The sequence below is a fragment of the Ruegeria sp. CL6 genome, assembly GCF_056536465.1.
Genome location: NZ_JBQFPR010000002.1, coordinates 328,601 through 350,744, shown reverse-complemented (window position 1 = coordinate 350,744; position 22,144 = coordinate 328,601). Strand labels below are relative to the sequence as shown.

Below are 22,144 nucleotides of genomic sequence, written 5' to 3'. Positions count from 1 at the left end.
GTCTATCAAGGCTCCTGTACGAATGCGGTTGTGGCGGTCAACGCGATCTGTCCGGTTTCGTCAGCCAGCGCGCGCCCCATGGAGGAGGTCGGAAACACAGGATCGATCCTCGCGCAGGCGCGTAGGATCATAAGCTCGTTCGATTGGCCCTGCTTGAACTGGCGCACTGGCTTCACTTCTTCCGAGTTGTCCGTGCAGTCAGCTTCTGGCGGCAGGTCAACTCCTACGAATGCGTTTTGGATAATCATCTCAAGGCGCAGGTTCTGGTCACACTCGCGGACCATGATGGTTTTTTCGCAGATTGAGTCCTTGATCTGATCATGGGTCATGCTGGTTCCTGTCCCCAGACGAATATCCCGAACGGACTGATCGACCGCGCGTTCAAGCATCGCCTGCTGCAACGTGACAAGCGAATACTCAACGGCGCTGAGAATGAAGAACAGAAAGGCCGGAAAAATCAGGACAAATTCGACCGTTACTGTACCGGTTTCAGCTTTTCGGAACTTCAGCAATCTTGCCAGCGGTTTGAGTATCATTGCGTCAACCTCAGTTTCTTGATCGAAGAAGCGATGGATGCAAATGCCTCTTCCAATGAGATGCCCTCGGGATCGTCAAACTCGTCCACTTCGTAGACGTGACTGTCCGAACTCGCGCAGTTTTTGATGGTTGTCAGACCCTCAGTTGGTGCTTCAAAGGCAATTCCGTACACGATCACGCCCTTGTTCTTGGCCGCGCCGCAGATGTTTTTGGTGCGCGTATTCTTTGTGGACGAACCCACCGACGACCGAATTCCGTAGTGCCAGTTGTTTTCGTGGTCATTCTGCCAGTAATAGTTGTTCTTTGCATTCCACCAGGTGGACGCAAGGTTGAACAACTCTGGATAGGATAGGCGTTCAGATGTACCGATTTCCTGATTTGAGGTGTTCTCGTTCGGGGGATTTCCGAACGGGTGATCAGCGGTCACATAGCTGCCCTTACGCTCGGTGTGCTGCATCCAGACCCAGCGATCAGGGTTTCGTCTATAGCGAACACTGTATTCGCCTTTCTTGCCGTTACCTCTGTCGTATTCGGGATTGTACCAGACGTTCGACTTTCCGCTACGATAGCTGGAGTTCAACATGTACTGGGTGGTGTTCTTTCCGTCTGTCATGACAATGACGATCTTCAGAACGTCATCGTCATAGCTCAGTGGACGGGTGTTGAACTTTGCAGGGACGCTGCCATCCTCGGAAAGACTTTCGATAACACTGCGAAACTGAGGATCCAGCATGGCGGATCCCCATTTCATACCGACATCAATCGACGTGTTTCCTTTCGCAGTCAGCGCGTCAATTCTGTCATGCAGGACATCAACATCGTCGGTTACGGCCGTAATCTCACTTCCGGTACGAACCGGGCAGACCGGGTACTTGGGGAACTGCTCGGCCCCGTTGGTGTACCGGAAGGGGTCGAAATGTGCTGTGCGCTGGAAGGATGCATCCGGGTCCAGCGCCGCATTGTTGAACTGTGTCGACGAAAAGTTCAGGCAGTGAGAGTAGCTGTGTTCGGAGGTTACGTTAGTGAATTTGCCCAGAATTTCCTCTCCGGCGTTCACTTGGGTCGCGTAGGGGATGATCGACATCGAGACCCTGTCTGCGTCCTGCTTCTGCAGCATCAGCGTCACAAATTGCTTGGCGGCATCCCGGAGCACCTGGATCTTGGTTTTCCCGGCCTCGGCCGAATCTTCGTTCATCGACCCGGACATATCGAGCACCAATGAGATTTCCACGGCACCGACTGCTTCTTCCGCTGTGCTGGCAGCGCGGGCCGTCAAAGAGTCGACGCCCGAAAAGCTCATGAAGTGTGTTCTGACCTTTGTTTCGGCGACGGCGGAAACCGTCTTGGACCCCAGCCCTTCGATTACGATGGGTTCACCAACGAGCTTCCCTTCCAGCCCCGCTTTTTCCAAATACGAAGCAACGACGTCCTTGGCGGGAAGTTTCTGGTCAAGGTCAGCGGCGGCAAGCACTGCACGGTCCAGCGTTGACTGCAAATTGGCGCGGTCACGCTCATAGTTCATGACATCGACACCAATTCCGGTGGTGGCGAAAATAATAATGAAACCCAATAGTACAAAAATAGTGAACGTCCCGTCTTCGCGTTTAGCGAACGTGCGGGTCGTTGAAGTGTTTAGTCCAAATCTTCCAATTCCGCTGAGAATAGCGCGCTTAATCATTTTCTGACCTCGCTGAACAGAAGCTCACTTCTGCTAAGGAAATGTTAACGCGAGAAAATTAGCGCCGAAACGTGGCGGGATTTGGGCGAAAAAGCCTTGGATTGGGCCCTTTTCCGGGCGGAGAAGGGATAATCGGAGTTTTCTGGCGGCCTCTGTGTTCAGACTGGGAACAATTCCGAACAGTGTTTGAAAACGGCGACTCGGTCGGGGCACGAAAAATTGCGGAGATTTTGATGTTTTATTTTTGCTTAAATATTGATCGTTTACGAAAGGGGTGCGACAAAACGTCAGGACGCCAGTCGTTCTTTGGCACGGAGGTTTAAATGACGGCCACAAAAGAACCCAGTTTTCGCGAGAGTGTAGACCTGATGTTCAACAGGGCAGCGTCCCTGATGGACTTACCTCCGGGGCTTGAAGAAAAGATCCGGGTCTGCAACGCCACATATACCGTCCGTTTCGGGGTGCGGCTTCGTGGCGATATCCACACGTTCACAGGTTACCGGTCGGTCCATTCCGAGCATATGGAGCCGGTGAAGGGTGGCATTCGCTATGCCTTGGCCGTGAATCAGGACGAAGTCGAGGCGCTGGCCGCCTTGATGACGTATAAGTGCGCGCTGGTTGAAACGCCTTTTGGCGGGTCCAAGGGTGGGTTGTGTATTGATCCTCGCCAATATGAAGAACATGAGCTTGAGCAGATCACCCGCCGGTTTGCCTATGAGCTGGCGAAACGCGACCTGATCAACCCCTCGCAGAACGTTCCGGCACCAGACATGGGCACGGGTGAGCGTGAGATGGCTTGGATGGCGGATCAATACGCCCGCATGAACACCACGGATATCAACTCACGCGCCTGCGTGACTGGCAAACCGCTCAATGCCGGGGGAATCGCCGGGCGGGTCGAAGCGACGGGCCGTGGTATCCAGTACGCTCTGCGCGAATTTTTCCGTCATCCTGAGGACGTTCAAAAGGCGAACCTGTCCGGAAAGTTGGATGGCAAGCGCATTGTCGTGCAAGGGCTGGGGAATGTGGGCTACCACGCCGCCAAGTTCCTGAGCGAGGAGGACGGCAGCCGCATTGTCGGGATCATCGAGTGGGACGGAGCACTCTATAACCCCGACGGCATAGACGTCGAATCCGTTCGGCAGTGGATCGTCAAACACGGCGGCGTAAGCGATTACCCGGACGCAACCCATTCGGCAGACGGTGCGGCGGTTCTGGAAGCAGAGTGCGACATCCTGATCCCTGCTGCGCTGGAAGGAGTCATCAATCTGTCCAACGCTGATCGGATACATGCTCCTTTGATCATCGAGGCGGCGAATGGGCCTGTTACAGCCGGAGCAGACGAAATCCTGCGCAAGAAGGGTGTCGTTATTATTCCGGACATGTATGCCAATGCCGGAGGTGTGACCGTTTCCTATTTTGAGTGGGTCAAGAACCTCAGTCATATCCGTTTCGGTCGAATGCAACGCCGACAAGAAGAAGCGCGGCATGAGCTTATCGTCAGCGAGCTTGAACGATTGGATCGCTATCTGGGGGATGCGTGGTCCATGACGCCTGGCTTCAAGACCAAGTATCTGAAAGGCGCGGACGAGCTGGAGCTGGTACGTTCGGGTCTGGATGACACGATGCGCATCGCCTACCAGTCCATGCGCGAAGTCTGGCACAGCCGCGACGATGTCGAGGATTTGCGAACGGCCGCTTATATCGTGGCCATTGATCGCGTTTCTAAAAGTTACCGGGCCAAGGGTCTCTGACGCATGCGCAATTGGGGCGGTCGGCTGCATATTCGGCCGCCCTTGTAATTTCAGGGTGTATCCCGGACGGGTGCAAATGGACGATGGCAGGGGTGCCCGGGGGCGGGTAAGCTGGCCAGAAGGAATCGAATCCGGGAGACTACCGTGTTGCGAATAGCAATAGTGGCCTTGCTAGCGGCCACACCCTTGGCGGCTCAGGAAGCCAAGAAACAAGATTGCCAATACCAAGCCGACGTTGTCGCAGCCATTCAGCAAGCGCGACTTGATAGGGTGAAAGAGCGGGACGTGCCGGATGCCGTTGCTGCCTCAAGCCCGACATGGCCGGATAACTACAACGCTGCAATCCCGCTTATCACACCGTGGGTCTATGAGCAGAAGATGCGCGATATTCGTAAGAAGGATCTTGCTGCCGCATGGCTGGAGCTGTGTTTGCAGCAATAATCCACAAGTTCAACAATTCGCTGTGGACAAACGCGTGTCATCCCCTTGGCGCGCGTTTTCATTTCTGTCAGGTTTGATCCATGTCTTTGCCCCCCGGATTTCTCGATGAACTGCGCACGCGCCTCAGCCTGTCTCAGGTCGTTGGCCGCAAGGTCATGTGGGATCAGCGCAAGTCAAATCAGGGCAAGGGTGACATGTGGGCGCCGTGCCCGTTTCACCACGAAAAGACTGCCTCGTTCCATGTGGATGACCAGAAAGGGTTCTATTACTGCTTCGGCTGTCACGCCAAGGGCGATGCGATCAGCTTTGTGAAAGAGACCGAGAATGTCTCATTCATCGAAGCAGTCGAGATTCTGGCGCGCGAAGCCGGGATGCCGATGCCGCAGCGCGACCCCAAGGCGCAGGAAAAACAGGATCGCCGCGCGCAACTGGCTGAAGTGATGGAACAGGCGGTGCAGTTCTTCCGGCTGCAACTCAAGACCGGGGCAGGGGGTGCAGCGCGAGATTACCTGACCGGCAGGGGATTGGATGCTCAGGCGCTGGATCGGTGGGAGATCGGCTTTGCCCCAGATGGATGGCAGGCGCTGTGGGATCACCTGACGGGTAAGAACGTCGCTGAGGACTTGATCCTTGGGGCGGGTCTGGCGAAACCGTCGAATAAAGGTAAAAAGCCTTACGACACGTTCCGTAACCGGATCATGTTCCCGATCCGCGACCCACGTGGGCGCTGTATTGCCTTTGGCGGTCGGGCGATGGACCCCAATGACAACGCCAAATATCTGAACTCGCCCGAGACTGAGCTATTCGACAAGGGCCGCAACCTCTACAACCACGGCCCCGCGCGGCAAGCGGCAGGGAAGGGGCAGCCTCTGATCGTGGCCGAAGGGTATATGGATGTGATCGCACTGGCCGAGGCCGGGTTCGGCGCATCCGTCGCGCCCTTGGGGACGGCGATTACAGAGCATCAGTTGCAACTGCTCTGGCGTATTTCCGATGAACCGATCATCGCGTTGGATGGTGACACAGCGGGTCTGCGTGCCGCGATGCGGGCGGTTGATTTGGCCTTGCCGTTGCTGGAGGCCGGAAAATCCCTGCGCTTTGCCCTGATGCCCGAGGGTAAAGACCCCGACGACCTGTTGCGTGCCGAAGGGCCGGGGGCTGTGCAGGCGGTGTTGGAGGGCGCGATCCCAATGGTCAAACTGCTGTGGCAGCGCGAGACCGAGGGCAAAGTGTTCGATAGCCCGGAACGTAAGGCTGCGTTGGACAAGGTACTTTGGGACAAGATCAAAGTCATAAAAGACAAGTCCATACAATCGCACTATCAACAAGCAATCAAAGACCTACGCTGGCAGCTATTCCGCCCGCAACGCCAATCGCAGAACCGCCAATGGCAGTCGCGCGGTAAGTGGCAGCCAAAACCGGCTGCAACCCCGGGCGCGCGCGCCTCATTCCTTGCATCGTCAGAGAACGCGGAAATCCAACTGCGCGAAGGTGCGATCTTGGCGATCGCCGCGCTGAACCCTCAGGTCGTTGTGCAGTTTGAACATCAATTGGAAGAGATGGAGTGTCGTGACCTCGATCATGCCGCCTTGCGCGACGCGATCCTGCGCCATGCGATTGATGATCCCGATAACCTGAAAGACCACATTGCCGAAACTTTGGGGCCGGACGCCCTTGAAAACCTGCTGCGCCTTCGCCATGTCGCAGTGATCCCCTGTGTGTTCAAACCGGGCGACGTTGAAAAGGCCGAGATGACGCTGGCCGAGGAACTCGCAAAAATCAAAGCTCTCAGGGGGTTGGACGCAGAGATTGCCGAAGCCGAGGAGGAATTGTCTGAACTGCCGGATGAGGCGCTGACATATCGGCTGGCTCAGGCCGCCGAAGAACGCAATCGCACAAGCCGCAGTCAGAATGAAGACAGGGCGATTTTCGACGTGGCCGACAATGGCGCGCGAATCAATCGAGATGAGAAAGACGCCTTCAAAGCAATCATGTCCGGAATCAATTTCGAGCGAAAACGCCGGTAAAGTGGTGTTTTCGTAAGGCACTGGAAAAGAAAAACAGGTAAACGGGTGGCCGAATCACTTCTACGCGCTAATGATTCGGCTGAAACGAATCACCCATCCCTGCAGGAGCATTGAATGGCCGCCAAGGATACGAACGAAGACCGCAAATCCGACGAGCAGGAACAGGAGATCTCGCTGGACATGAGCCAAGCTCAGGTCAAGAAGATGATCGCCGAGGCCCGCGAGAAAGGCTACATCACCTACGACCAGCTCAATCAGGTGCTACCGCCTGATCAGGTCAGCTCGGAACAGATCGAGGACGTGATGTCGATGCTGTCCGAGATGGGCATCAACATCATCGAAGATGAAGAAGCTGAAGAAGAAGAAAACAAAGGCTCGACCGAGCTGACCACGACGGAAAGCAACCGCGAAGTTGCTCTTTCGGGGGCGGCAACCGAAAAGCTGGACCGCACCGACGACCCGGTTCGCATGTACCTGCGCGAGATGGGCTCGGTCGAACTGCTGAGCCGCGAAGGTGAGATCGCCATCGCCAAGCGGATCGAAGCCGGTCGGAACACGATGATCGCCGGTCTTTGCGAAAGCCCGCTGACCTTCCAGGCGATCACCATCTGGCATGACGAATTGCTGTCCGAAGACATTCTGCTGCGCGACGTCATTGATCTGGAGGCCACCTTCGGCAACCAGATGGACGAAGATGGTGATGTCGAGGAACCGGTTGTCGATACCTCGAACGTGCAGGCGGCGAAGCCTGCCAAAGATACCGGCCCCGAGCTGGATGCTGACGGCAACCCGCTGAACAACGACGATGATGACGACGACGATCAGGCCAACATGTCGCTGGCCGCGATGGAAGCCGCGCTGAAGGATCAGGTTCTGACCACGCTGGAGCGTATCTCGACCGACTTCTCGATGCTGTCGGAAATGCAGGACAGCCGGATTTCGGCCACCCTGAACGAAGACGGCTCGTTCAGCGAAAAGGACGAAGAAACCTATCAGAAGCTCCGCGCCGAGATCGTGGAGCTGGTGAACGGCCTTCACCTGCATAACAACCGTATCGAAGCTCTGATCGACCAGCTATATGGCATCAACCGCCGCGTCATGTCGCTGGACAGCGCGATGGTGAAACTGGCTGATCAGGCACGGATCAACCGCCGCGAGTTCATCGAAGCGTATCGCGGCCGCGAGCTGGACCCGAACTGGCTGGCCGAAATGGCTGAAAAGCCGGGCCGTGGTTGGCAGATGTTCATCGAACGCTCGACTGCCAAGGTCGAGGAGTTGCGCAACGATATGGCTCAGGTCGGTCAGTATGTCGGTCTGGACATCCCCGAATTCCGCCGCATCGTGCAGCAGGTTCAGAAGGGCGAGAAAGAGGCGCGGCAGGCCAAGAAGGAAATGGTCGAAGCCAACCTGCGCCTGGTGATCTCAATCGCTAAAAAGTACACGAACCGCGGTCTGCAATTCCTTGATCTTATTCAGGAAGGTAACATCGGACTCATGAAGGCGGTGGACAAGTTTGAATACCGCCGCGGGTACAAGTTCTCGACCTATGCGACCTGGTGGATCCGTCAGGCGATCACGCGGAGCATCGCGGATCAGGCGCGGACCATCCGTATTCCGGTCCATATGATCGAGACGATCAACAAGTTGGTTCGGACCGGCCGTCAGATGTTGCACGAGATCGGCCGCGAGCCGACGCCCGAGGAACTGGCCGAAAAGCTGCAAATGCCGCTTGAGAAGGTCCGCAAGGTGATGAAGATCGCCAAGGAACCGATCAGCCTCGAGACGCCGATTGGCGACGAAGAGGACAGCCAGCTTGGCGATTTCATCGAGGACAAGAATGCCGTGCTGCCTTTGGACAGCGCCATTCAGGAAAACCTAAAGGAAACGACCACACGGGTTCTGGCCTCGCTGACCCCGCGTGAGGAACGGGTGCTGCGGATGCGGTTCGGCATCGGCATGAACACCGATCACACGCTGGAAGAAGTGGGCCAGCAGTTTAGCGTGACTCGCGAACGTATTCGTCAGATCGAGGCGAAAGCGCTGCGGAAACTGAAACATCCCAGCCGATCGCGCAAGCTGCGGTCCTTCCTGGATCAGTGATCAAAAAAGGCGCCGAGCATGGCGCCTTTTTCTTTGGGCATCCATCGCCAACACGATGTCTTGTTCAAAACTCAATTTGGCGAGAACTCGCAAGTCACAGGGCGGCGGCGGATCTATATCGCGCTTGTCCACTCATGGGACGGGCCGGGGCGAGGCGTTCGCGCCAATGACCCCCGGTCTCAGGCTTTGGCAGACACGTCCAATCTGCTTCGGAACGCGCTGGGGGCTTGACCGGTCCACCGTTTGAACGCTGTGGAAAATGCCGGTTGGTCTGCGTAGCCCAGTGAAAAGGCGATCTCTGCCAGGGTCATGCCGTTTGTGATAAACGTCTGGGCCAGATCACATCTCAGGTCTTCAACGATTTCGCGGTAACTGGTTCCTTCGTCCTTTAGCCGCCGCGCGAAAGTGCGCGAACTAAGCCCCAAGTTGGCTGCCGCGTCTTCGGATTGAATGATCGCGCCCGGCAAAGAGCGCGTTATAAGCCCTTCGACCTGAGCGCGTAGCTTTTGTTTCGGCTGCCGCTTTTCGGCGATCACGCGGTCTCCGTACTCCAACAGGTGCTCACGCAGCTTTGGATCGTAGGTTGGGACCGGAAGGCCCAGTGAGGACAGCGCGAGAACGATTTCCAGTCTTTCGGCACCGAAAAGAACCGGGAAACCGGCCAACCTTTGGTATTTGCTTTGATTTTGACCAACCTCATGCTGGAACCGCATTTCAATAGGGAAGAAGTCCGTTTGGGTCAGATCGCGTAGCCGTGCGAGGCCTGCGAAAAGCAAGAACTCGGTGCGCCTGTGATAGCGGGCATAGCTGGCATCTTTCCATTCCGCTTCGATCGCCGCAAAGTTTCCGGCGACTCGAAGGCTGAATATCACTGCCGGGTCTATGATCCCGTGAAAACGCGATGTGTTTTCCAATACCTGCTTCAGGTCGCGCGAGTACTTGCTGATATACGCTGTCAGGCTGGATGAGGACTTGTACTGCATCCCGGCCCGGGCCGCGAAAGTGGTATCCGCCAGTGCATCGCAGGCGAAACGCACAAACAGCGCCTCTTTGTGTGCGCTGTAGGTTGAGGCCGACGGCGAGATGTCTTTGCGATCGAGGCCGCTTTTTTCCAAAACCTGATCCACAATGGCCGGATCGTTTGCTTGTTCTTCAAGCATTCTGGTCAAGAGGTGGATGCGAGTAATATCAACTTCCATAACTATTTTTACGCAATCAGAGTAAATTATCACCCGAGCAAACGCCCAGATATCATGGCTTAGTTCCAAGTCGTCTGACTTGTAATCGTAAAAGGTTGGCAGAATTCGGCAAGACCTGCATTCAGGAACAATCTATTTTCAGCGCGTTGTCGGGTTGGTACCTTTTGGGGATGAGGTCAGAGCCCAGCTAAACTGTCGCGCAGACGACCTGAGGCTCCCCGGCACATTCAAACCTTGATCATGTATCGCTTTGCATCGCCGTGTGCCCGGTTCTGTGAGCCTTGGGTTCTGTTTACTCTGTTCCAGAGCGTGTTCACGCGATACTGGGGGGCGTCTGAATTGATTGTGAACCGGCTTTGCCCGTCAAAGAAGTATACTATTTCAAAATTCACCTCGAAACAGGAAAGAGTATTGATATGAAAAAGGTTGTGACTTTGGCGGTGTCCGCCGCGATCTTGCTGAGTTCGCCGATTTCGGCGGTTGCTGCCCGGAATGGGTTTCAGACAGTTGCCCTGAACAGCACAGTTTTCGAGGTGATCCCTCGGTCGCGCCGGGATGTGGATGGATATTGGTGTGCGGCTGCTGATTTTGCGCGCAGGACGCTGGGTGCAGGCTGGCAGGATCGAATTTACGTTGTACGTGGCTATGGCCCGAGTGAGGCAACAGGACGGCGGACGTCGGTTCAATTCTCGACACTGCCGCCCGAGGGTGGTGTTGCCCAGCAGGGCAGCTTTATTTCATCGGGTTTCAACCCCGGTGACAGCATGTCCGTGCAGGGTGCAAATGGGCGTTGCAACGTTCGCCCCTTCCTGAATTGACGTGAAGTGAACCACCAGATGCTGACCGAGTTTTCTATTTCGACGCGTGGTCCAGGGTTGTACGAATTCACTTCCTACGTGCGCAACTGGCTGGCTTCGGTTGCAGGCGACGGGTTGCTGACACTGTTTGTAAAACACACATCCTGTTCCCTTGCCATTCAGGAAAATGCGGACCCAGAGGTTCAGACGGATTTAAAGGCATTCTTTGAAAGGTTGGTGCCACCGTCTGATCACCCGTCAATGGCTTACCTGCGTCACACTTATGAAGGACCAGACGATATGCCGGCGCATATCAAGGCAGCCTTGCTGCCTGTTTCCCTAAGCATTCCGGTGTCGGCCGGGAAACCCTTGCTTGGGACTTGGCAGGGAATTTACCTGTTTGAACACCGCGTGATGTCACACAACCGCAGAGTGGCGGCGCATTTCTCTTGAACCCTTTATGTTGCGGTGAAAATTTCCGACTACCCAAACCCTAGCGGCTGCCCTATAGTTGTGGATAAGTAAGCCATAGTACTTACAAAAAGAGGCGGAATAGGGACGAGGAGACGGCGGATGCGCTGCCCGTTTTGCGGAAATATCGACACTCAGGTGAAAGATTCACGTCCGGCAGAAGATCACGTTGCGATCCGCAGGCGTCGTTTTTGCCCGGCTTGTGGTGGACGTTTCACAACCTACGAACGTGTGCAGTTGCGCGATCTGGTGGTGATCAAAACCAACGGAAAGCGTGAAGACTTCGACCGGGATAAACTTGAGCGGTCCATTCGCATCTCGATGCAAAAGCGCCCCATTGACCCGGACCGGATCGACCAGATGATTTCAGGCATTGTGCGTCGGCTGGAAAGCATGGGTGAGACCGACATCCCCTCTAGCAAGATCGGCGAGATCGTCATGGAAGCTCTGGCGCGGATCGACACCGTGGCTTATGTTCGCTTTGCAAGCGTGTACAAGAATTTCCAGGCGGCCGATGATTTCGAGGAATTTGTCCTCGAATTGCGACCGCCGCAACCTTCTTCGGACGAGTGAGCGAAACAGATAAGCGATATATGGCGCTGGCTTTGTCTTTGGGTCAGCGCGGGCAGGGGACGTGTTGGCCCAACCCGGCAGTCGGGTGTGTCATTGTGCGTGAAGGTCGGATTGTCGGTCGCGGCTGGACTCAGCCCGGAGGCCGCCCCCATGGTGAGACAGAGGCTCTGGCCCAAGCCGGAGAAGCTGCGCGCGGGGCAACGGCCTATGTGTCGCTTGAACCATGTGCGCATCACGGCAAGACTCCTCCCTGTGCAGAAGCGTTGATTGCCGCCGGGGTGTCACGCGTCGTTTCCGCGATCGAAGACAGTGATCCGCGCGTGGCAGGACAGGGTTTTGCATTGCTGCGCGACGCAGGGATTGAGGTCACAACCGGCGTTCTTGCGGATAAAGCTGCCCGTGATCACGCAGGCTTCTTTTTGAAGACCGAGCAGGGCCGCCCCTTTGTCACGCTTAAACTGGCCAGCAGTTTTGACGGACGGATCGCAACTGCCACCGGTCACAGCCAATGGATAACTGGCCCCAAGGCAAGGCGCGACGTTCACGCCATGCGCGCGCGACACGATGCGGTGATGGTTGGTGCCGGGACTGCGCGCGCGGACGATCCATCTTTGACCGTCCGGGACCTTGGTATTGAGGCGCAGCCCGTCCGGGTTGTTGTCTCGCGTCATCTTGACATCCCGTTGATCGGTCAACTTGCGAGAACTGCTGCGAAAATCCCGCTGTGGCTTTGCCACGGTCCTTCGCCGGATGCCGAGCGTGCCCGGGCATGGGAGGGGGTGGGCGCGACTTTGATTCCCTGTTCTTTGAAAGATCACCAGATTGACGCCTTTGACCTGTTGCAGCAGTTGGGGCAGGCGGGTCTGACACGAGTGTACTGTGAAGGCGGTGCGGCATTGGCGTCGTCGTTGCTGGCAGAGGACTTGGTGGACGAACTGGTGGGGTACACTGCTGGTCTGACCATAGGCGCGGAAGGTCTATCCGCTATCGGTTCGCTTGGGCTTGAAACGTTGGAAACCGCACCACGGTTCGAGCTGATCGAGACACGCGCAATCGGGCCGGATGTGCTGCACCGCTGGGCGCGGTCACTGCGTTAACGTCGCCAAAGATGCGCATGTGTGGCAAACACGCCCTGTAATTTTGACAAGAGGCGAAGGGGGTGGCTGCCGGCTGATCCGTAGCCCTCTGCCAGTCGTTGCACGGCAACTTCGACGGGGCATGCTTGCCCTGTGATGGGGTCCATATAGCGCGGATAGTCAATAAGAGCGGCGTGCGTCAGACCCGATAGAGAAGGGCGCGCGCCACGCCGTGCAGGGACGGTTCCGAGGTCACGTGTCAGCCCCCAGCCAGCGTAGAAAGGTCCGCCAAGGGTTGTTACGCTGACGCCGCGCAACAGCGCCTCGAACCCCAGCAGCGAGGTCATCGTCCAGACCTCTTGCACCTGTGAAAGCAGCACGGCAGGGTTCGTGTCGACCGCCACGATGTCTGCTAGGCCGTCGGTATCTATTTCGCCCGTGCGCAGTCGCGCTTCGACATCCGGGTGTGGCTTGTAGACGATGACCGCGTCTGGGTTCGCCTCGCGAACAGCGCGCAGTAGATCACGGTTGGAGCGTATATTGCTTGTTCCCAACTGGATCGAGGCGTCGTCCTCAACCTGTCCGGGAACCAAAATCCGGTGTCCTTCCGGGATCGATGGGCCAGATCCCCCGGTATTGTATTTGCTGACTTGGGTCGAAACGATGCGCGAAATCAGCCTTTCGACGCGAAGCTCTTGATCCGGTCGCAATGTTTCGCGGCGTGCAATCATTTCCTCAAGCTGGCTTGGGCGGGTGGGGTCGTAGTAAATACCCAGCGTGTCGGTCGCCAATGACAGAGGTGGCACGAGACGCGCACCCAGCCCTCGCGAGCGAAGAAAACCATCTTCGACCCGCACCACGTCCCCGGCGTCTCTGGAGTGATTGGCCCAGACCATATGCGGTCGATCAGACGGCGCAGGGATATCCGACGTGAACAGAATTTTCTTTTCGCGTCCAAACATTTTCTGCAAGTGCCTGCGTTTCCACAAGCGCATGCCAGAAGCCGTCCAACCCTTGTGATCCTGCCGCCACGCGCGAGTTTGCGCCTCAAGGGTGTCGAGAACGGTTTCCAATTCGCATAACTGATCCCGAAAGGGGTCGTACCATGTTGGATAGAGGATCATCGCCGCCGCAAACAACTGCGCCCGGGTCAGGGTGCGCTGTCGGTGGGGAAGGTAAGCCTCGTCTTGCGTCAATCCCCAGCCAGCATAGAAAGGCTGTCCGAAAACGCGCGGTTTGTGCCCCGCAAGGATCGCCTCGAAACCGAATTGGGACGATAGGGTGTAAACGCCGACCGCTCCCTCCAGCAAGGTCCAGGGGCTGATTGGCTCACTCAGTATCGAGACGCGGTCGGATTGATCGTAATCCGAATAGTATCCTGCGCGATGCCCTTCGATGGTTTCAGGGTGGGTCTTGATCAAAACGCGCGCGCCGGGGTTTTCTTCTTGCGCCATGACCAGCATCTCACGAAACCGGGCGTGGTCGCCGTTGCTGGCCAAAACGGATGCGTCGTCAGAGGCCTGATCCACAACCAGAACATATCCGGGGTTTGGAGGCTGAAGGGTCGTGTCAAATGCTGAATACTTGCTGAGGTGCAGCTCTTTCAATCGCTCTATCCCGCCACGGGCCCGATTCAACAGGGCCGTGTCGTCCAGAGGGTGCGTGTTCAGAAGTGTTTCGAGAGCCGATGTATTCGTTGCGTCGAAATGTACCCCGTTTCGATCGAGCAGAAGGCCAAGAGGTGCCTCTCCGCCGCGTCCGGGGTGCAGTGAGCGCAGGAAGGCATCCTCAACTCGTAGCATCGGAGCATCGTACTTTTCCGCGATACTCAACCCACGATGTGCCGTCGGGCTGTTGCCCCAAACCCCGACCATATCGCCGTCTTTAGGTAGGCCCACGCGAATATCATACCCGGCGAGTCCCAAAATGCGTCGGACACGTCGCTGGGTCAGAAAACCACCATTGTAGACGAACAATCGGCGGCGTTCGGACCCGGCAGCTGTGTCGGAATACATCACCCGCCCGTAAGCGTGGCAACGTTAGCGAAAGGTGTCAGTCCGCCCGCGATCAGAGAGATAGACTTGCTCCATTGTGCGTACGGAGCCTCGGTCACATAGATTGTGTCATCATCGCGGATCACAAAGTCCCGGGCTATGAACAAGCCATTCGGGGCCGTCAGGTTCAACAGGTAGATCATGCGCTGATCGCCTTGCAGGTCCGCGCGTGCCATGACCGAGCGTGCGATGTCCTGCCGCTCTTTTCTCAGGACGAAAATCCCGGTTGGATCAGACGACAGGGACAGCAAGCCGCCAACCTGAGCAAGCGCCTCGAGTGCGGACAGATCCTGACTGTCGAAGGCGACACGCGATTGCCCTCCGGTCGCGCCCAGAGCAATGTAGGATCTCGCGTCGGCCTCAACCAGAATTCGGTCACCGCCACGTAGGGCAACGTCCAGACGGGGATTGCTGAACAGGTCTTCGTACCACACCGTTCCACGTTCGTTGCCACGAATGAGTGTTACCAGCGCAATGTCAGAGCCAACGGAAACACCGCCCGCCTGAGACAGCATTCCAGCCAGCGTGCGGGTAGGCCGTTCAATCGGATAAATTCCGGGTGCACCGATGGTGCCAGTCAGCGAAACGGTTGATCCATCGCCAGCAATGCGCCGCACCTCAACCTGTGGATCGGGCGTCTGGTCGCGAAGCTGCTCCGTGATCAGCATGCGCAGTTGTTCCGGCGTGTTCCCTGCGGCACGAACGCGACCAGCGTAGGGGACAAAGATGAACCCATCGCTGTCGACTTGAACTTCATTCAGTGCAGTCGCGGACCCCGTTTCCCCGGCCAACAGGCCATCATCGACGTTTTCCCAAACGGTAAGTCCCAGCACATCGCCTGGACGAACCGTGTCTGCGGCCAAACTTTGCGCGCTTTGAAGGGAGGGGGGGAAGCCAAACTGCGGAATTGCAGAGGTCGCCTGTGCAACGCGGTCGTCGACTTCGACGACAAATGCATTTCCGCCATTTTCGACGGAGCCAGCCAGAATTTCGTTCTTGTTGGGGCCAGACTTTGGAAGTTGACACGCGGCCAGAAGGCCAAGCGCGGCCACGAGGGAAACCCCCCGTATCCATTGGATTGGAAAGCTCTGCACTGCCGAATATCCTCAGTCTTCTTTTGTTTGCGCTAGGCTATCTCTTTCCCGCGACGACTTCCAGTATCAACCTGTTCGATTCCCTCCACTATTCTCAACTGTGGCGTCTGAGTCTCTTTCGTGTGCAGAACCGAGCAAAACGGGTCTTGATGGCTTAGCATCATGTCAGCTACGCGGCGCAGCAGTTGCCTGCGGCCATGTCTGGAGTAAAACCCGCCCGGAATTTGGCAGGTCTTCAACAGAAAATCCCGATACACCTGATAGGCTTCATGAGCAGGCGGCGTCGGATTGGCAAAGAATTCGGCGATGGGTTGCCGGGAAACAAATTCCGGTTTGTCGTAGACCGATCTTCCAAAAGTGCGCAAAGGGATGCCGCGCCACAAGACCTGCTGACCAGCGGTGGAATTTATCGTGACCGCTGAGTTGGCGTCATCCAACAGCTTGGCCAGTTTTCCGCCGGGGACAAAATGCACCCGGTCCGCGACCCCGTATTCCTTGGCAATCTGGCGGGATTTTCGTTTCAAGGGCTCACGGTGGTTTTCCAGCGGATGTTCTTTTATGACAAGCCGATGATGCGAAGGGGCACCCTCGGCAAAACCCTTGATCGCCTGCTCCAGAAATTCGGACATGCATGAGTAGTTCGAGTGAAACTGTACCGAACTATCATGACCCAACTGCAAGAGCACCAGATGATACGGCAATCCGCTTTTCCGGGCCTGCATGGTAGCCCACCGGCGCTGCAACCTGTGAAACGGCATAAGCATCAGGCGTTTGAAATATAACCTGAATTCCTTTGCCACTGGCAACTCTCGATGACGTTTGAAGTTTCGATAGCGCCGATTGAGAAACAGAACGAACCAGTGATAAAGTGCGCCGTAGAAGATATGCTGCCGCATGTCGCCCCAATGTGATGGCGGCGGTGGCTTGGGTATTTCAGACCGATCCAAGGCCTGCTCCATCTGCGCGACTTCCAGTTTCATCAGACGCGAGTTGCCGTTCGAGCCCGAACGCTCGTAGGTCACCCACCACGGGCGCAGATACCCTTCCTCGAAAACGTGGACAGTGATGTTTAGTTCGCTGGAAATCTCGACGGCGCGGGCGTGAACCGGGCGCGTGTCCCCATACAAAACGATGTCGGTCACTCTAAGATCGTGGACAAGGTCGGCAAACCGTTTGGGCCAATCCTCAAGCGGGTAGAGATAGGGGATATAGCTGCCCCGGTGAGACCAGAACGCGGCGTCGCCTGCATTGAAACCGACGCGCCAGACTTCAGCGCCTGACGCCCGCAACGTGCGCCCCAAGGCGTTGAAGAACGGTCCGTGAGGTCCCTGAAGAAACAGGAACACACGGGGGTGCGAGCGCGAGGTGTGAAGTGGCATTGATGCTGCTCGTGTTTTTCGGTGCGGAATTTATGCCTGTTTGTATCATTCGCGGCAAGGCGGGGCTTGCCCAACAAGGCGGATACGCTTACCTCGGCTTAGAAATCTGGTCAAAGATTAGAAGCTGAGGGTTAATCAATGTTCACTGGGATCGTTACGGATGTCGGCACTGTCACCGAGCTGGACCAGCAGGGCGATCTGCGGGCACGGATCAAAACGGCCTATGATACGTCGGGCATTGATATCGGCGCCTCGATCGCCAGCGATGGTGTTTGCCTGACCGTGATCGCGCTGGGCGATGACTGGTACGACGTGCAGATCAGCGCCGAGACCGTATCAAAGACCAACCTTGATAGTTGGCAGTTGGGCAAGCGGGTAAACTTGGAACGCGCCCTCAAAGTCGGCGATGAGCTGGGCGGCCATATCGTCTCGGGGCATGTCGACGGCGTGGCGGAGGTTGTGGGCTTGGAGGATGAAGGCGACAGCACCCGCGTGACCCTTCGCGCGCCCAAGGATCTTGCACGGTTCATCGCCCCCAAGGGATCAGTGGCCCTGAATGGAACCTCTTTGACCGTCAACGACGTGGACGGGTGCGACTTTGGCATCAATTTCATTCCTCATACCAAGGAAGTGACGACTTGGGGCGACGTGTCCGTTGGTGATCGGGTCAATCTGGAGATCGACACGCTGGCCCGCTATGTGGCGCGCTTGGCCGAGATGTCCTAAGCCGCACATCTACGTCGCGTTCTGATCGAACCTTGCTGCCTGCGGGCTGGCCTTTGGGCGCGGGGTGGTCTATCCAACCGTGCAAACTTGCTCTGCGAAAGGCTGCCTTATGAGCTTTGAAACCCCCGGACCCGTCGAGGCGCAACTGCGTGATGCGATCAGCCCGATCGAAGAGATCATCATCGAGGCACGCAAAGGCCGGATGTACATTCTGGTCGATCACGAAGATCGCGAGAACGAGGGCGATCTGGTCATCCCCGCCGAATTCGCAGATGCCGAGGCGATCAACTTTATGGCCACACATGGGCGCGGGCTGATCTGCCTGCCGATGACAGCCGAACGCGTGGATGCGCTGGGTTTGCCGATGATGGCCGTGAACAACTCGTCGCGCCATGAAACCGCGTTTACCGTGTCCATCGAAGCGCGAGAGGGCGTATCGACCGGCATCTCTGCCGCCGACCGCGCGTTGACCGTGGCGACCGCGATCAACGAACAGAACACGATGGCGCAGATCGCCACCCCCGGCCACATCTTCCCTCTGCGCGCCAAACGTGGTGGGGTGCTGGTGCGCGCTGGTCATACCGAGGCGGCGGTTGATATTTCGCGTTTAGCCGGGCTGAACCCGTCGGGCGTGATTTGCGAGATTATGAAGGCCGACGGCACTATGGCGCGCCTGCCTGATCTGGTCGAGTTCGCCAAAGAACACGATATGAAGATTGGCACGATCAGCGATCTGATCGCGTATCGGTCCCGCAATGACAATCTGGTTGTCGAGACGTCGCGTGAAATCGTCAATTCAGAATATGGCGGTGAATGGGAGATGCGGATCTTCACCGACCAGACCCATGGCATAGAGCATGTTGTTATGATCAAGGGTGACATCACAACCTCTGAACCTGTCCTGACCCGCACCCACGCGCTGCACGAAGCGCCCGACATTCTGGGTCTTGGTCCCAAGTCGTCACGCGAGCTGCCCCGCGCGATGGAAAAGATCGCCCAAGAGGGCCGGGGAGTGGTCTGCCTGTTCCGGCAGCCGCGTAATTCGCTTTATGCGGCCGAGGACGAAGGCCCGCGCACCATCAAACAAACCGGTCTTGGCGCACAGATCCTGTCCAAGATGGGTATTCAGGAACTGGTGCTTCTGACCGACTCGCCGGAAACCGTATATCTGGGGCTCGACGCCTTTGGCCTGTCCATCGTCGGCACCCGCTCTATCCTCAAGGAAGACTGATCGTGGCTGAACAAGACAAACACGGCGTCCTGCCGACCCCGACCTTTGACAAGCCAGTGAAACTGCTGCTGGTGGTGGCCCCGTTCTATCGCGCCATTGCGGATAATATGGTCGCGGGTGCCAAGGCCGAGATTGAGGCCGCGGGCGGAACTTGCGACGTGGTCGAGGTTCCGGGTGCGTTGGAAATCCCGACGACCATCGCCATGGCCGACCGTCAGTGCAACTACGACGGCTATGTTGCGTTGGGCTGTGTCATTCGCGGCGAGACCACGCATTACGAAACCGTCTGCAACGATTCCAGCCGCGCCATTCAACTCATGGGCCTGCAAGGTCTGTTGATTGGCAACGGCATCCTGACCGTCGAGAATGACGAACAGGCCGAGGTTCGCGCCAACCCTGAAAAGATGAATAAAGGCGGCGGAGCTGCTGCTGCGGCCTTGCATCTGATCGCGCTCAGCCGTAAGTGGGGCTCTTCCAATAAGGGTGTGGGCTTCAAGCCCCCGTCCGAGTCCATCCTAGTGGCGGGCGATAGCAACGGATCCACGACAGCATGACCCAGACAGACGCGCCGAAACCGGCCAACCAGAAACGCCTGATGAAATCCGCCGCACGCCTCTATGCTGTGCAGGCGCTGTTCCAGATGGAGCAGTCGGGCCAGACAACCGAACAGGTTGTGAACGAGTTTCTGGATCATCGGTTCGGCGCTGTCTATGAGGGTGACGAAATGCTGGAAGGTAACACCTCGGTGTTTCGCAAACTGGTCGAGGATGCTGTGAACTATCAGGCTCCGATCGACCAGATGACCGACCGTGCGCTGGTGGCCAAATGGCCGATCGCACGGATTGACCCGACCCTGCGTGCGGTCTTCCGCGCGGCAGGCGCGGAGCTGACCCAAAGCGATACGCCGCCCAAAGTTGTGATCACTGAATTTGTGGACGTGGCCCGTGCCTTCTTCCCTGAAGGCAAAGAGCCGAAATTCGTCAACGCGGTGTTGGATCACATGGCCCGCGAAGCCCAGCCCGAGGCATTCTGACGCCTTTACCCGGGCCTCACATGCGCTAGCCTGAATGTCAGAGCGTAAGGAGGCCCGTTATGCCCAAACTGATCCGTCTGTACATTACTCAGGTTGCTTGGGGGTTCGTGATCTCGGCGGTGTTTGTCGGGGTGTTACTGGCGTTTAATGTGGCCAACCTGCGTAGTCTCATCACTGGGTCAGATGTTGGCCTGATCGCGTTGCTGATGATCTGGTTCATGAACGGCATCGTCTTTGCCGGTGTGCAATTTGCTTACAAGATCATGAGCATGGCTGAAAAACCCGGTGGGCCGCGCCGTGGCGCTCCGGTTGCGCACAACTTTGAGCCTGCTGTTGTGCGTCAGGATGCCCCCACGGGGAAATAATCAAATCTTGGAAAATGTGGCGGGACCGCCAGACAACCGTGCGGTGTGATTCCCGAGGACCTGTTTGTACAGGTGGGCGCCAGGTAATCAGGCCAGGACCTGAACAGAGCCAGCCCCCTCGGAATTGCTTAAGGCCACCAGAATGCTACCTGTCACAAGAAGGGCAGAACCCGCCAAGCGTCTAACTATGGTTTGGCGACCGGATGCGCAAGGGTGCGCGGGTTGATTTTTGTTCGCTAATTGTTCACATTTGGCAAATGACATTGGACCTACAGCCCGGACAAAGACTTGCGCGCGGCGTTGCGCGTCATCTCAGCGCGCATGGGTTTGTGTCTGTCGAGGAATTCGTGCCGTCGCGCGGACTGCGGGTCGATGTCATGGGATTGGGGCCCAAGGGCGAACTGTGGGTGATTGAGTGCAAGTCCAGCAGGGCGGATTATCAGTCGGATTCCAAATGGCAGGGTTATCTGGAATGGTGCGACCGGTTTTTCTGGGCCGTGGACACCGATTTTCCGACCGAGCTGCTTCCAGCGGAAACCGGTTTGATTATCGCGGATGCCTATGACGCCGAGATTGTGCGCATGGCACCCGAGGACAAGATTGCCCCGGCGCGCCGTAAGAAAATGATTCAGAAATTCGCAACCGATGCTGCCCGCAGGTTGCGCACTCTGCGCGACCCGAGGCTGTGAGGGATCAGTCTTTTACCGCGCGCGCGGCCTGAGCAGCCGCACGGATTTCATCCGCAATCTCTTCGGCTTCTTCCGGGTCAAAATCCATCGGGATTTCCAGACCGTCGGCTTCGATGAACAGGCGCACCATGCCTTGGTCGGTCGGGCCGATCTGCAGGTTGGCCTGAATGTCTCGTTCGGTATTGATGCCCATTTGCGCCTCCGGGGATGAGCATTCGTGCTATCGCGCAAAGGGTTGAGAATCAAGACGCTGATGCGGTCAGATACGGCATGAGCAATGCACAGATCAGACCCTTTCGCGCGTCGGATGTGCCGTGGTTGGTTGAACAGCACGGAATCCTTTACGAGCGCGATGAAGGGTTCGACAAGTCCTTTGCGCGGCTGGTTCAACTGATCCTTGAGGATTTCGTGGCGACCCATGATCCCGAGGTCGAGCGTGGTTGGATCGCCGAACAAGAAGGTCAGCCTTTAGGCAGCATTTTCTGCGTCAAACTGGACGAGAACACCGCAAAACTACGCCTGTTCTTCCTCGTGCCCGAGGCGCGGGGAATGGGGCTGGGCAAACGCCTGTTGCACACATGTATGGACCACGCGCGCACCGTTGGATTCAGCCATGTGTCACTGTGGACGCACGAAAGCCATCGCGCCGCCTGTGCGCTTTACAAGGCGACAGGCTGGCAATTGATGGACAGCAAACCGGTCTATTCCTTCGGTGTCGATCTTGTCGAACAAAGCTGGAAAATTCGGCTTTAATCCTCTTGCAATCCCCGGGCGCGTTCGGTACATCGCCCCTCACGAGTGCCGCCTTAGCTCAGTTGGTTAGAGCGCTGGATTGTGGATCCAGAGGTCCCCTGTTCAAGCCAGGGAGGCGGTACCACTTCTTCCTAATATATCCCCGCGCAATGTATTGAAATTCCGTG

22 protein-coding genes and 1 tRNA gene are annotated in these 22,144 nt (G+C 57.0%); 16 read left to right on the top strand and 7 right to left on the bottom strand.

Annotated features, from left to right (window positions below; genetic code table 11):
• Positions 1 to 5: 5 nt before the first annotated feature.
• Positions 6 to 536 carry a TadE family protein gene (locus tag ACR0LH_RS06700; RefSeq protein WP_170695817.1) on the bottom strand — a complete coding sequence of 177 codons (531 nt, stop codon included), beginning with the start codon at positions 534 to 536 and terminating at the stop codon, positions 6 to 8.
• The gene (locus ACR0LH_RS06695) at positions 533 to 2,215 is read right to left on the bottom strand and encodes a TadE/TadG family type IV pilus assembly protein (protein ID WP_480720197.1); all 1,683 of its coding nucleotides are present in this window, start codon (positions 2,213 to 2,215) and stop codon (positions 533 to 535) included. The genes ACR0LH_RS06700 and ACR0LH_RS06695 overlap by 4 nt, the downstream gene beginning before the upstream one ends.
• A gap of 323 nt (positions 2,216 to 2,538) precedes the next feature.
• Here ACR0LH_RS06695 and ACR0LH_RS06690 point away from each other — a divergent pair, with 323 nt between their 5' ends.
• From ACR0LH_RS06690 to rpoD, 4 genes are all read left to right on the top strand, one after another.
• Positions 2,539 to 3,969, top strand: coding sequence for a Glu/Leu/Phe/Val family dehydrogenase (locus ACR0LH_RS06690; protein WP_170410518.1), 1,431 nt, complete (start codon positions 2,539 to 2,541; stop codon positions 3,967 to 3,969).
• 144 nt (positions 3,970 to 4,113) lie between these two features.
• Positions 4,114 to 4,410: a hypothetical protein gene (locus tag ACR0LH_RS06685; protein ID WP_170482866.1), complete on the top strand. Its 297-nt coding sequence runs from the start codon at positions 4,114 to 4,116 to the stop codon at positions 4,408 to 4,410.
• An 80-nt stretch (positions 4,411 to 4,490) separates the two neighbouring features.
• Positions 4,491 to 6,437 (top strand): DNA primase, encoded by a 1,947-nt coding sequence (gene dnaG / locus ACR0LH_RS06680; RefSeq protein WP_480720196.1) that lies wholly within the window; start codon positions 4,491 to 4,493, stop codon positions 6,435 to 6,437.
• Positions 6,438 to 6,551: 114 nt separating this feature from the next.
• Positions 6,552 to 8,537, top strand: a complete 1,986-nt coding sequence (gene rpoD, locus ACR0LH_RS06675) for an RNA polymerase sigma factor RpoD (RefSeq protein WP_480720194.1) — start codon at positions 6,552 to 6,554, stop codon at positions 8,535 to 8,537.
• Positions 8,538 to 8,716: 179 nt separating this feature from the next.
• Here the strand turns inward: rpoD and ACR0LH_RS06670 are convergent, their stop codons facing one another.
• Entirely contained in the window at positions 8,717 to 9,697 is a 981-nt protein-coding gene (locus ACR0LH_RS06670) for a helix-turn-helix domain-containing protein (RefSeq protein ID WP_480720692.1), read from the bottom strand.
• Between the two features lie 455 nt (positions 9,698 to 10,152).
• On the opposite strand from ACR0LH_RS06670, the gene ACR0LH_RS06665 reads away from it, so the two are divergent.
• From ACR0LH_RS06665 to ribD, 4 genes are all read left to right on the top strand, one after another.
• The gene (locus ACR0LH_RS06665) at positions 10,153 to 10,554 is read left to right on the top strand and encodes a hypothetical protein (protein ID WP_170383590.1); all 402 of its coding nucleotides are present in this window, start codon (positions 10,153 to 10,155) and stop codon (positions 10,552 to 10,554) included.
• A gap of 18 nt (positions 10,555 to 10,572) precedes the next feature.
• Positions 10,573 to 10,986, top strand: coding sequence for a secondary thiamine-phosphate synthase enzyme YjbQ (locus ACR0LH_RS06660; protein ID WP_480720690.1), 414 nt, complete (start codon positions 10,573 to 10,575; stop codon positions 10,984 to 10,986).
• Positions 10,987 to 11,106: 120 nt separating this feature from the next.
• Positions 11,107 to 11,577 (top strand): transcriptional regulator NrdR, encoded by a 471-nt coding sequence (nrdR, locus tag ACR0LH_RS06655; protein ID WP_480720193.1) that lies wholly within the window; start codon positions 11,107 to 11,109, stop codon positions 11,575 to 11,577.
• Complete coding sequence (gene ribD, locus ACR0LH_RS06650) at positions 11,574 to 12,674, top strand: bifunctional diaminohydroxyphosphoribosylaminopyrimidine deaminase/5-amino-6-(5-phosphoribosylamino)uracil reductase RibD (protein ID WP_480720192.1); 1,101 nt, start codon at positions 11,574 to 11,576, stop codon at positions 12,672 to 12,674. Before nrdR ends, ribD begins: the two co-directional genes overlap by 4 nt.
• Here ribD and ACR0LH_RS06645 read toward each other — a convergent pair.
• The 3 genes from ACR0LH_RS06645 to ACR0LH_RS06635 are packed head-to-tail and all read right to left on the bottom strand — an operon-like array spanning position 12,671 to position 17,180.
• Positions 12,671 to 14,668 (bottom strand): capsular polysaccharide biosynthesis protein, encoded by a 1,998-nt coding sequence (locus ACR0LH_RS06645; RefSeq protein WP_480720191.1) that lies wholly within the window; start codon positions 14,666 to 14,668, stop codon positions 12,671 to 12,673. The two genes, ribD and ACR0LH_RS06645, sit on opposite strands and share 4 nt — an antisense overlap.
• Entirely contained in the window at positions 14,668 to 15,801 is a 1,134-nt protein-coding gene (locus tag ACR0LH_RS06640) for a polysaccharide biosynthesis/export family protein (protein WP_170793772.1), read from the bottom strand. Before ACR0LH_RS06640 ends, ACR0LH_RS06645 begins: the two co-directional genes overlap by 1 nt.
• A gap of 32 nt (positions 15,802 to 15,833) precedes the next feature.
• Complete coding sequence (locus ACR0LH_RS06635) at positions 15,834 to 17,180, bottom strand: capsule biosynthesis protein (RefSeq protein WP_480720190.1); 1,347 nt, start codon at positions 17,178 to 17,180, stop codon at positions 15,834 to 15,836.
• Between the two features lie 138 nt (positions 17,181 to 17,318).
• On the opposite strand from ACR0LH_RS06635, the gene ACR0LH_RS06630 reads away from it, so the two are divergent.
• The 6 genes from ACR0LH_RS06630 to ACR0LH_RS06605 all read left to right on the top strand — a co-directional run bounded on the left by ACR0LH_RS06630 (position 17,319) and on the right by ACR0LH_RS06605 (position 21,224).
• Positions 17,319 to 17,906, top strand: a complete 588-nt coding sequence (locus ACR0LH_RS06630; RefSeq protein ID WP_170383602.1) for a riboflavin synthase — start codon at positions 17,319 to 17,321, stop codon at positions 17,904 to 17,906.
• A 109-nt stretch (positions 17,907 to 18,015) separates the two neighbouring features.
• Positions 18,016 to 19,137, top strand: coding sequence for a 3,4-dihydroxy-2-butanone-4-phosphate synthase (ribB, locus tag ACR0LH_RS06625; protein WP_170482843.1), 1,122 nt, complete (start codon positions 18,016 to 18,018; stop codon positions 19,135 to 19,137).
• Between the two features lie 2 nt (positions 19,138 to 19,139).
• Positions 19,140 to 19,691, top strand: a complete 552-nt coding sequence (locus ACR0LH_RS06620) for a 6,7-dimethyl-8-ribityllumazine synthase (protein WP_170549139.1) — start codon at positions 19,140 to 19,142, stop codon at positions 19,689 to 19,691.
• Positions 19,688 to 20,170 (top strand): transcription antitermination factor NusB, encoded by a 483-nt coding sequence (gene nusB / locus ACR0LH_RS06615; protein ID WP_170482835.1) that lies wholly within the window; start codon positions 19,688 to 19,690, stop codon positions 20,168 to 20,170. Before ACR0LH_RS06620 ends, nusB begins: the two co-directional genes overlap by 4 nt.
• Positions 20,171 to 20,229: 59 nt before the next feature.
• Complete coding sequence (locus ACR0LH_RS06610) at positions 20,230 to 20,535, top strand: hypothetical protein (RefSeq protein ID WP_480720189.1); 306 nt, start codon at positions 20,230 to 20,232, stop codon at positions 20,533 to 20,535.
• A gap of 257 nt (positions 20,536 to 20,792) precedes the next feature.
• Positions 20,793 to 21,224 (top strand): MmcB family DNA repair protein, encoded by a 432-nt coding sequence (locus tag ACR0LH_RS06605; protein WP_480720188.1) that lies wholly within the window; start codon positions 20,793 to 20,795, stop codon positions 21,222 to 21,224.
• A 4-nt stretch (positions 21,225 to 21,228) separates the two neighbouring features.
• Here the strand turns inward: ACR0LH_RS06605 and ACR0LH_RS06600 are convergent, their stop codons facing one another.
• Positions 21,229 to 21,417, bottom strand: a complete 189-nt coding sequence (locus ACR0LH_RS06600; RefSeq protein WP_170383615.1) for a DUF6324 family protein — start codon at positions 21,415 to 21,417, stop codon at positions 21,229 to 21,231.
• A gap of 77 nt (positions 21,418 to 21,494) precedes the next feature.
• Here ACR0LH_RS06600 and ACR0LH_RS06595 point away from each other — a divergent pair, with 77 nt between their 5' ends.
• Positions 21,495 to 21,977: a GNAT family N-acetyltransferase gene (locus ACR0LH_RS06595; RefSeq protein ID WP_480720186.1), complete on the top strand. Its 483-nt coding sequence runs from the start codon at positions 21,495 to 21,497 to the stop codon at positions 21,975 to 21,977.
• 47 nt (positions 21,978 to 22,024) lie between these two features.
• A tRNA-His gene (locus ACR0LH_RS06590) sits at positions 22,025 to 22,101 on the top strand.
• Positions 22,102 to 22,144: the final 43 nt, after the last annotated feature.

Bases quoted from the DNA above. Each gene is read 5' to 3' on its own strand.
- ACR0LH_RS06700 (WP_170695817.1), bottom strand. From the start codon at position 536: ATGATACTCAAACCGCTGGCAAGATTGCTGAAGTTCCGAAAAGCTGAA.
- ACR0LH_RS06695 (WP_480720197.1), bottom strand. From the start codon at position 2,215: ATGATTAAGCGCGCTATTCTCAGCGGAATTGGAAGATTTGGACTAAAC.
- ACR0LH_RS06690 (WP_170410518.1), top strand. From the start codon at position 2,539: ATGACGGCCACAAAAGAACCCAGTTTTCGCGAGAGTGTAGACCTGATG.
- dnaG (WP_480720196.1), top strand. From the start codon at position 4,491: ATGTCTTTGCCCCCCGGATTTCTCGATGAACTGCGCACGCGCCTCAGC.
- rpoD (WP_480720194.1), top strand. From the start codon at position 6,552: ATGGCCGCCAAGGATACGAACGAAGACCGCAAATCCGACGAGCAGGAA.
- ACR0LH_RS06670 (WP_480720692.1), bottom strand. From the start codon at position 9,697: ATGCTTGAAGAACAAGCAAACGATCCGGCCATTGTGGATCAGGTTTTG.
- ACR0LH_RS06665 (WP_170383590.1), top strand. From the start codon at position 10,153: ATGAAAAAGGTTGTGACTTTGGCGGTGTCCGCCGCGATCTTGCTGAGT.
- ACR0LH_RS06660 (WP_480720690.1), top strand. From the start codon at position 10,573: ATGCTGACCGAGTTTTCTATTTCGACGCGTGGTCCAGGGTTGTACGAA.
- nrdR (WP_480720193.1), top strand. From the start codon at position 11,107: ATGCGCTGCCCGTTTTGCGGAAATATCGACACTCAGGTGAAAGATTCA.
- ACR0LH_RS06645 (WP_480720191.1), bottom strand. From the start codon at position 14,668: ATGTATTCCGACACAGCTGCCGGGTCCGAACGCCGCCGATTGTTCGTC.
- ACR0LH_RS06635 (WP_480720190.1), bottom strand. From the start codon at position 17,180: ATGCCACTTCACACCTCGCGCTCGCACCCCCGTGTGTTCCTGTTTCTT.
- ACR0LH_RS06630 (WP_170383602.1), top strand. From the start codon at position 17,319: ATGTTCACTGGGATCGTTACGGATGTCGGCACTGTCACCGAGCTGGAC.
- ribB (WP_170482843.1), top strand. From the start codon at position 18,016: ATGAGCTTTGAAACCCCCGGACCCGTCGAGGCGCAACTGCGTGATGCG.
- nusB (WP_170482835.1), top strand. From the start codon at position 19,688: ATGACCCAGACAGACGCGCCGAAACCGGCCAACCAGAAACGCCTGATG.
- ACR0LH_RS06610 (WP_480720189.1), top strand. From the start codon at position 20,230: ATGCCCAAACTGATCCGTCTGTACATTACTCAGGTTGCTTGGGGGTTC.
- ACR0LH_RS06605 (WP_480720188.1), top strand. From the start codon at position 20,793: ATGACATTGGACCTACAGCCCGGACAAAGACTTGCGCGCGGCGTTGCG.
- ACR0LH_RS06600 (WP_170383615.1), bottom strand. From the start codon at position 21,417: ATGGGCATCAATACCGAACGAGACATTCAGGCCAACCTGCAGATCGGC.
- ACR0LH_RS06595 (WP_480720186.1), top strand. From the start codon at position 21,495: ATGAGCAATGCACAGATCAGACCCTTTCGCGCGTCGGATGTGCCGTGG.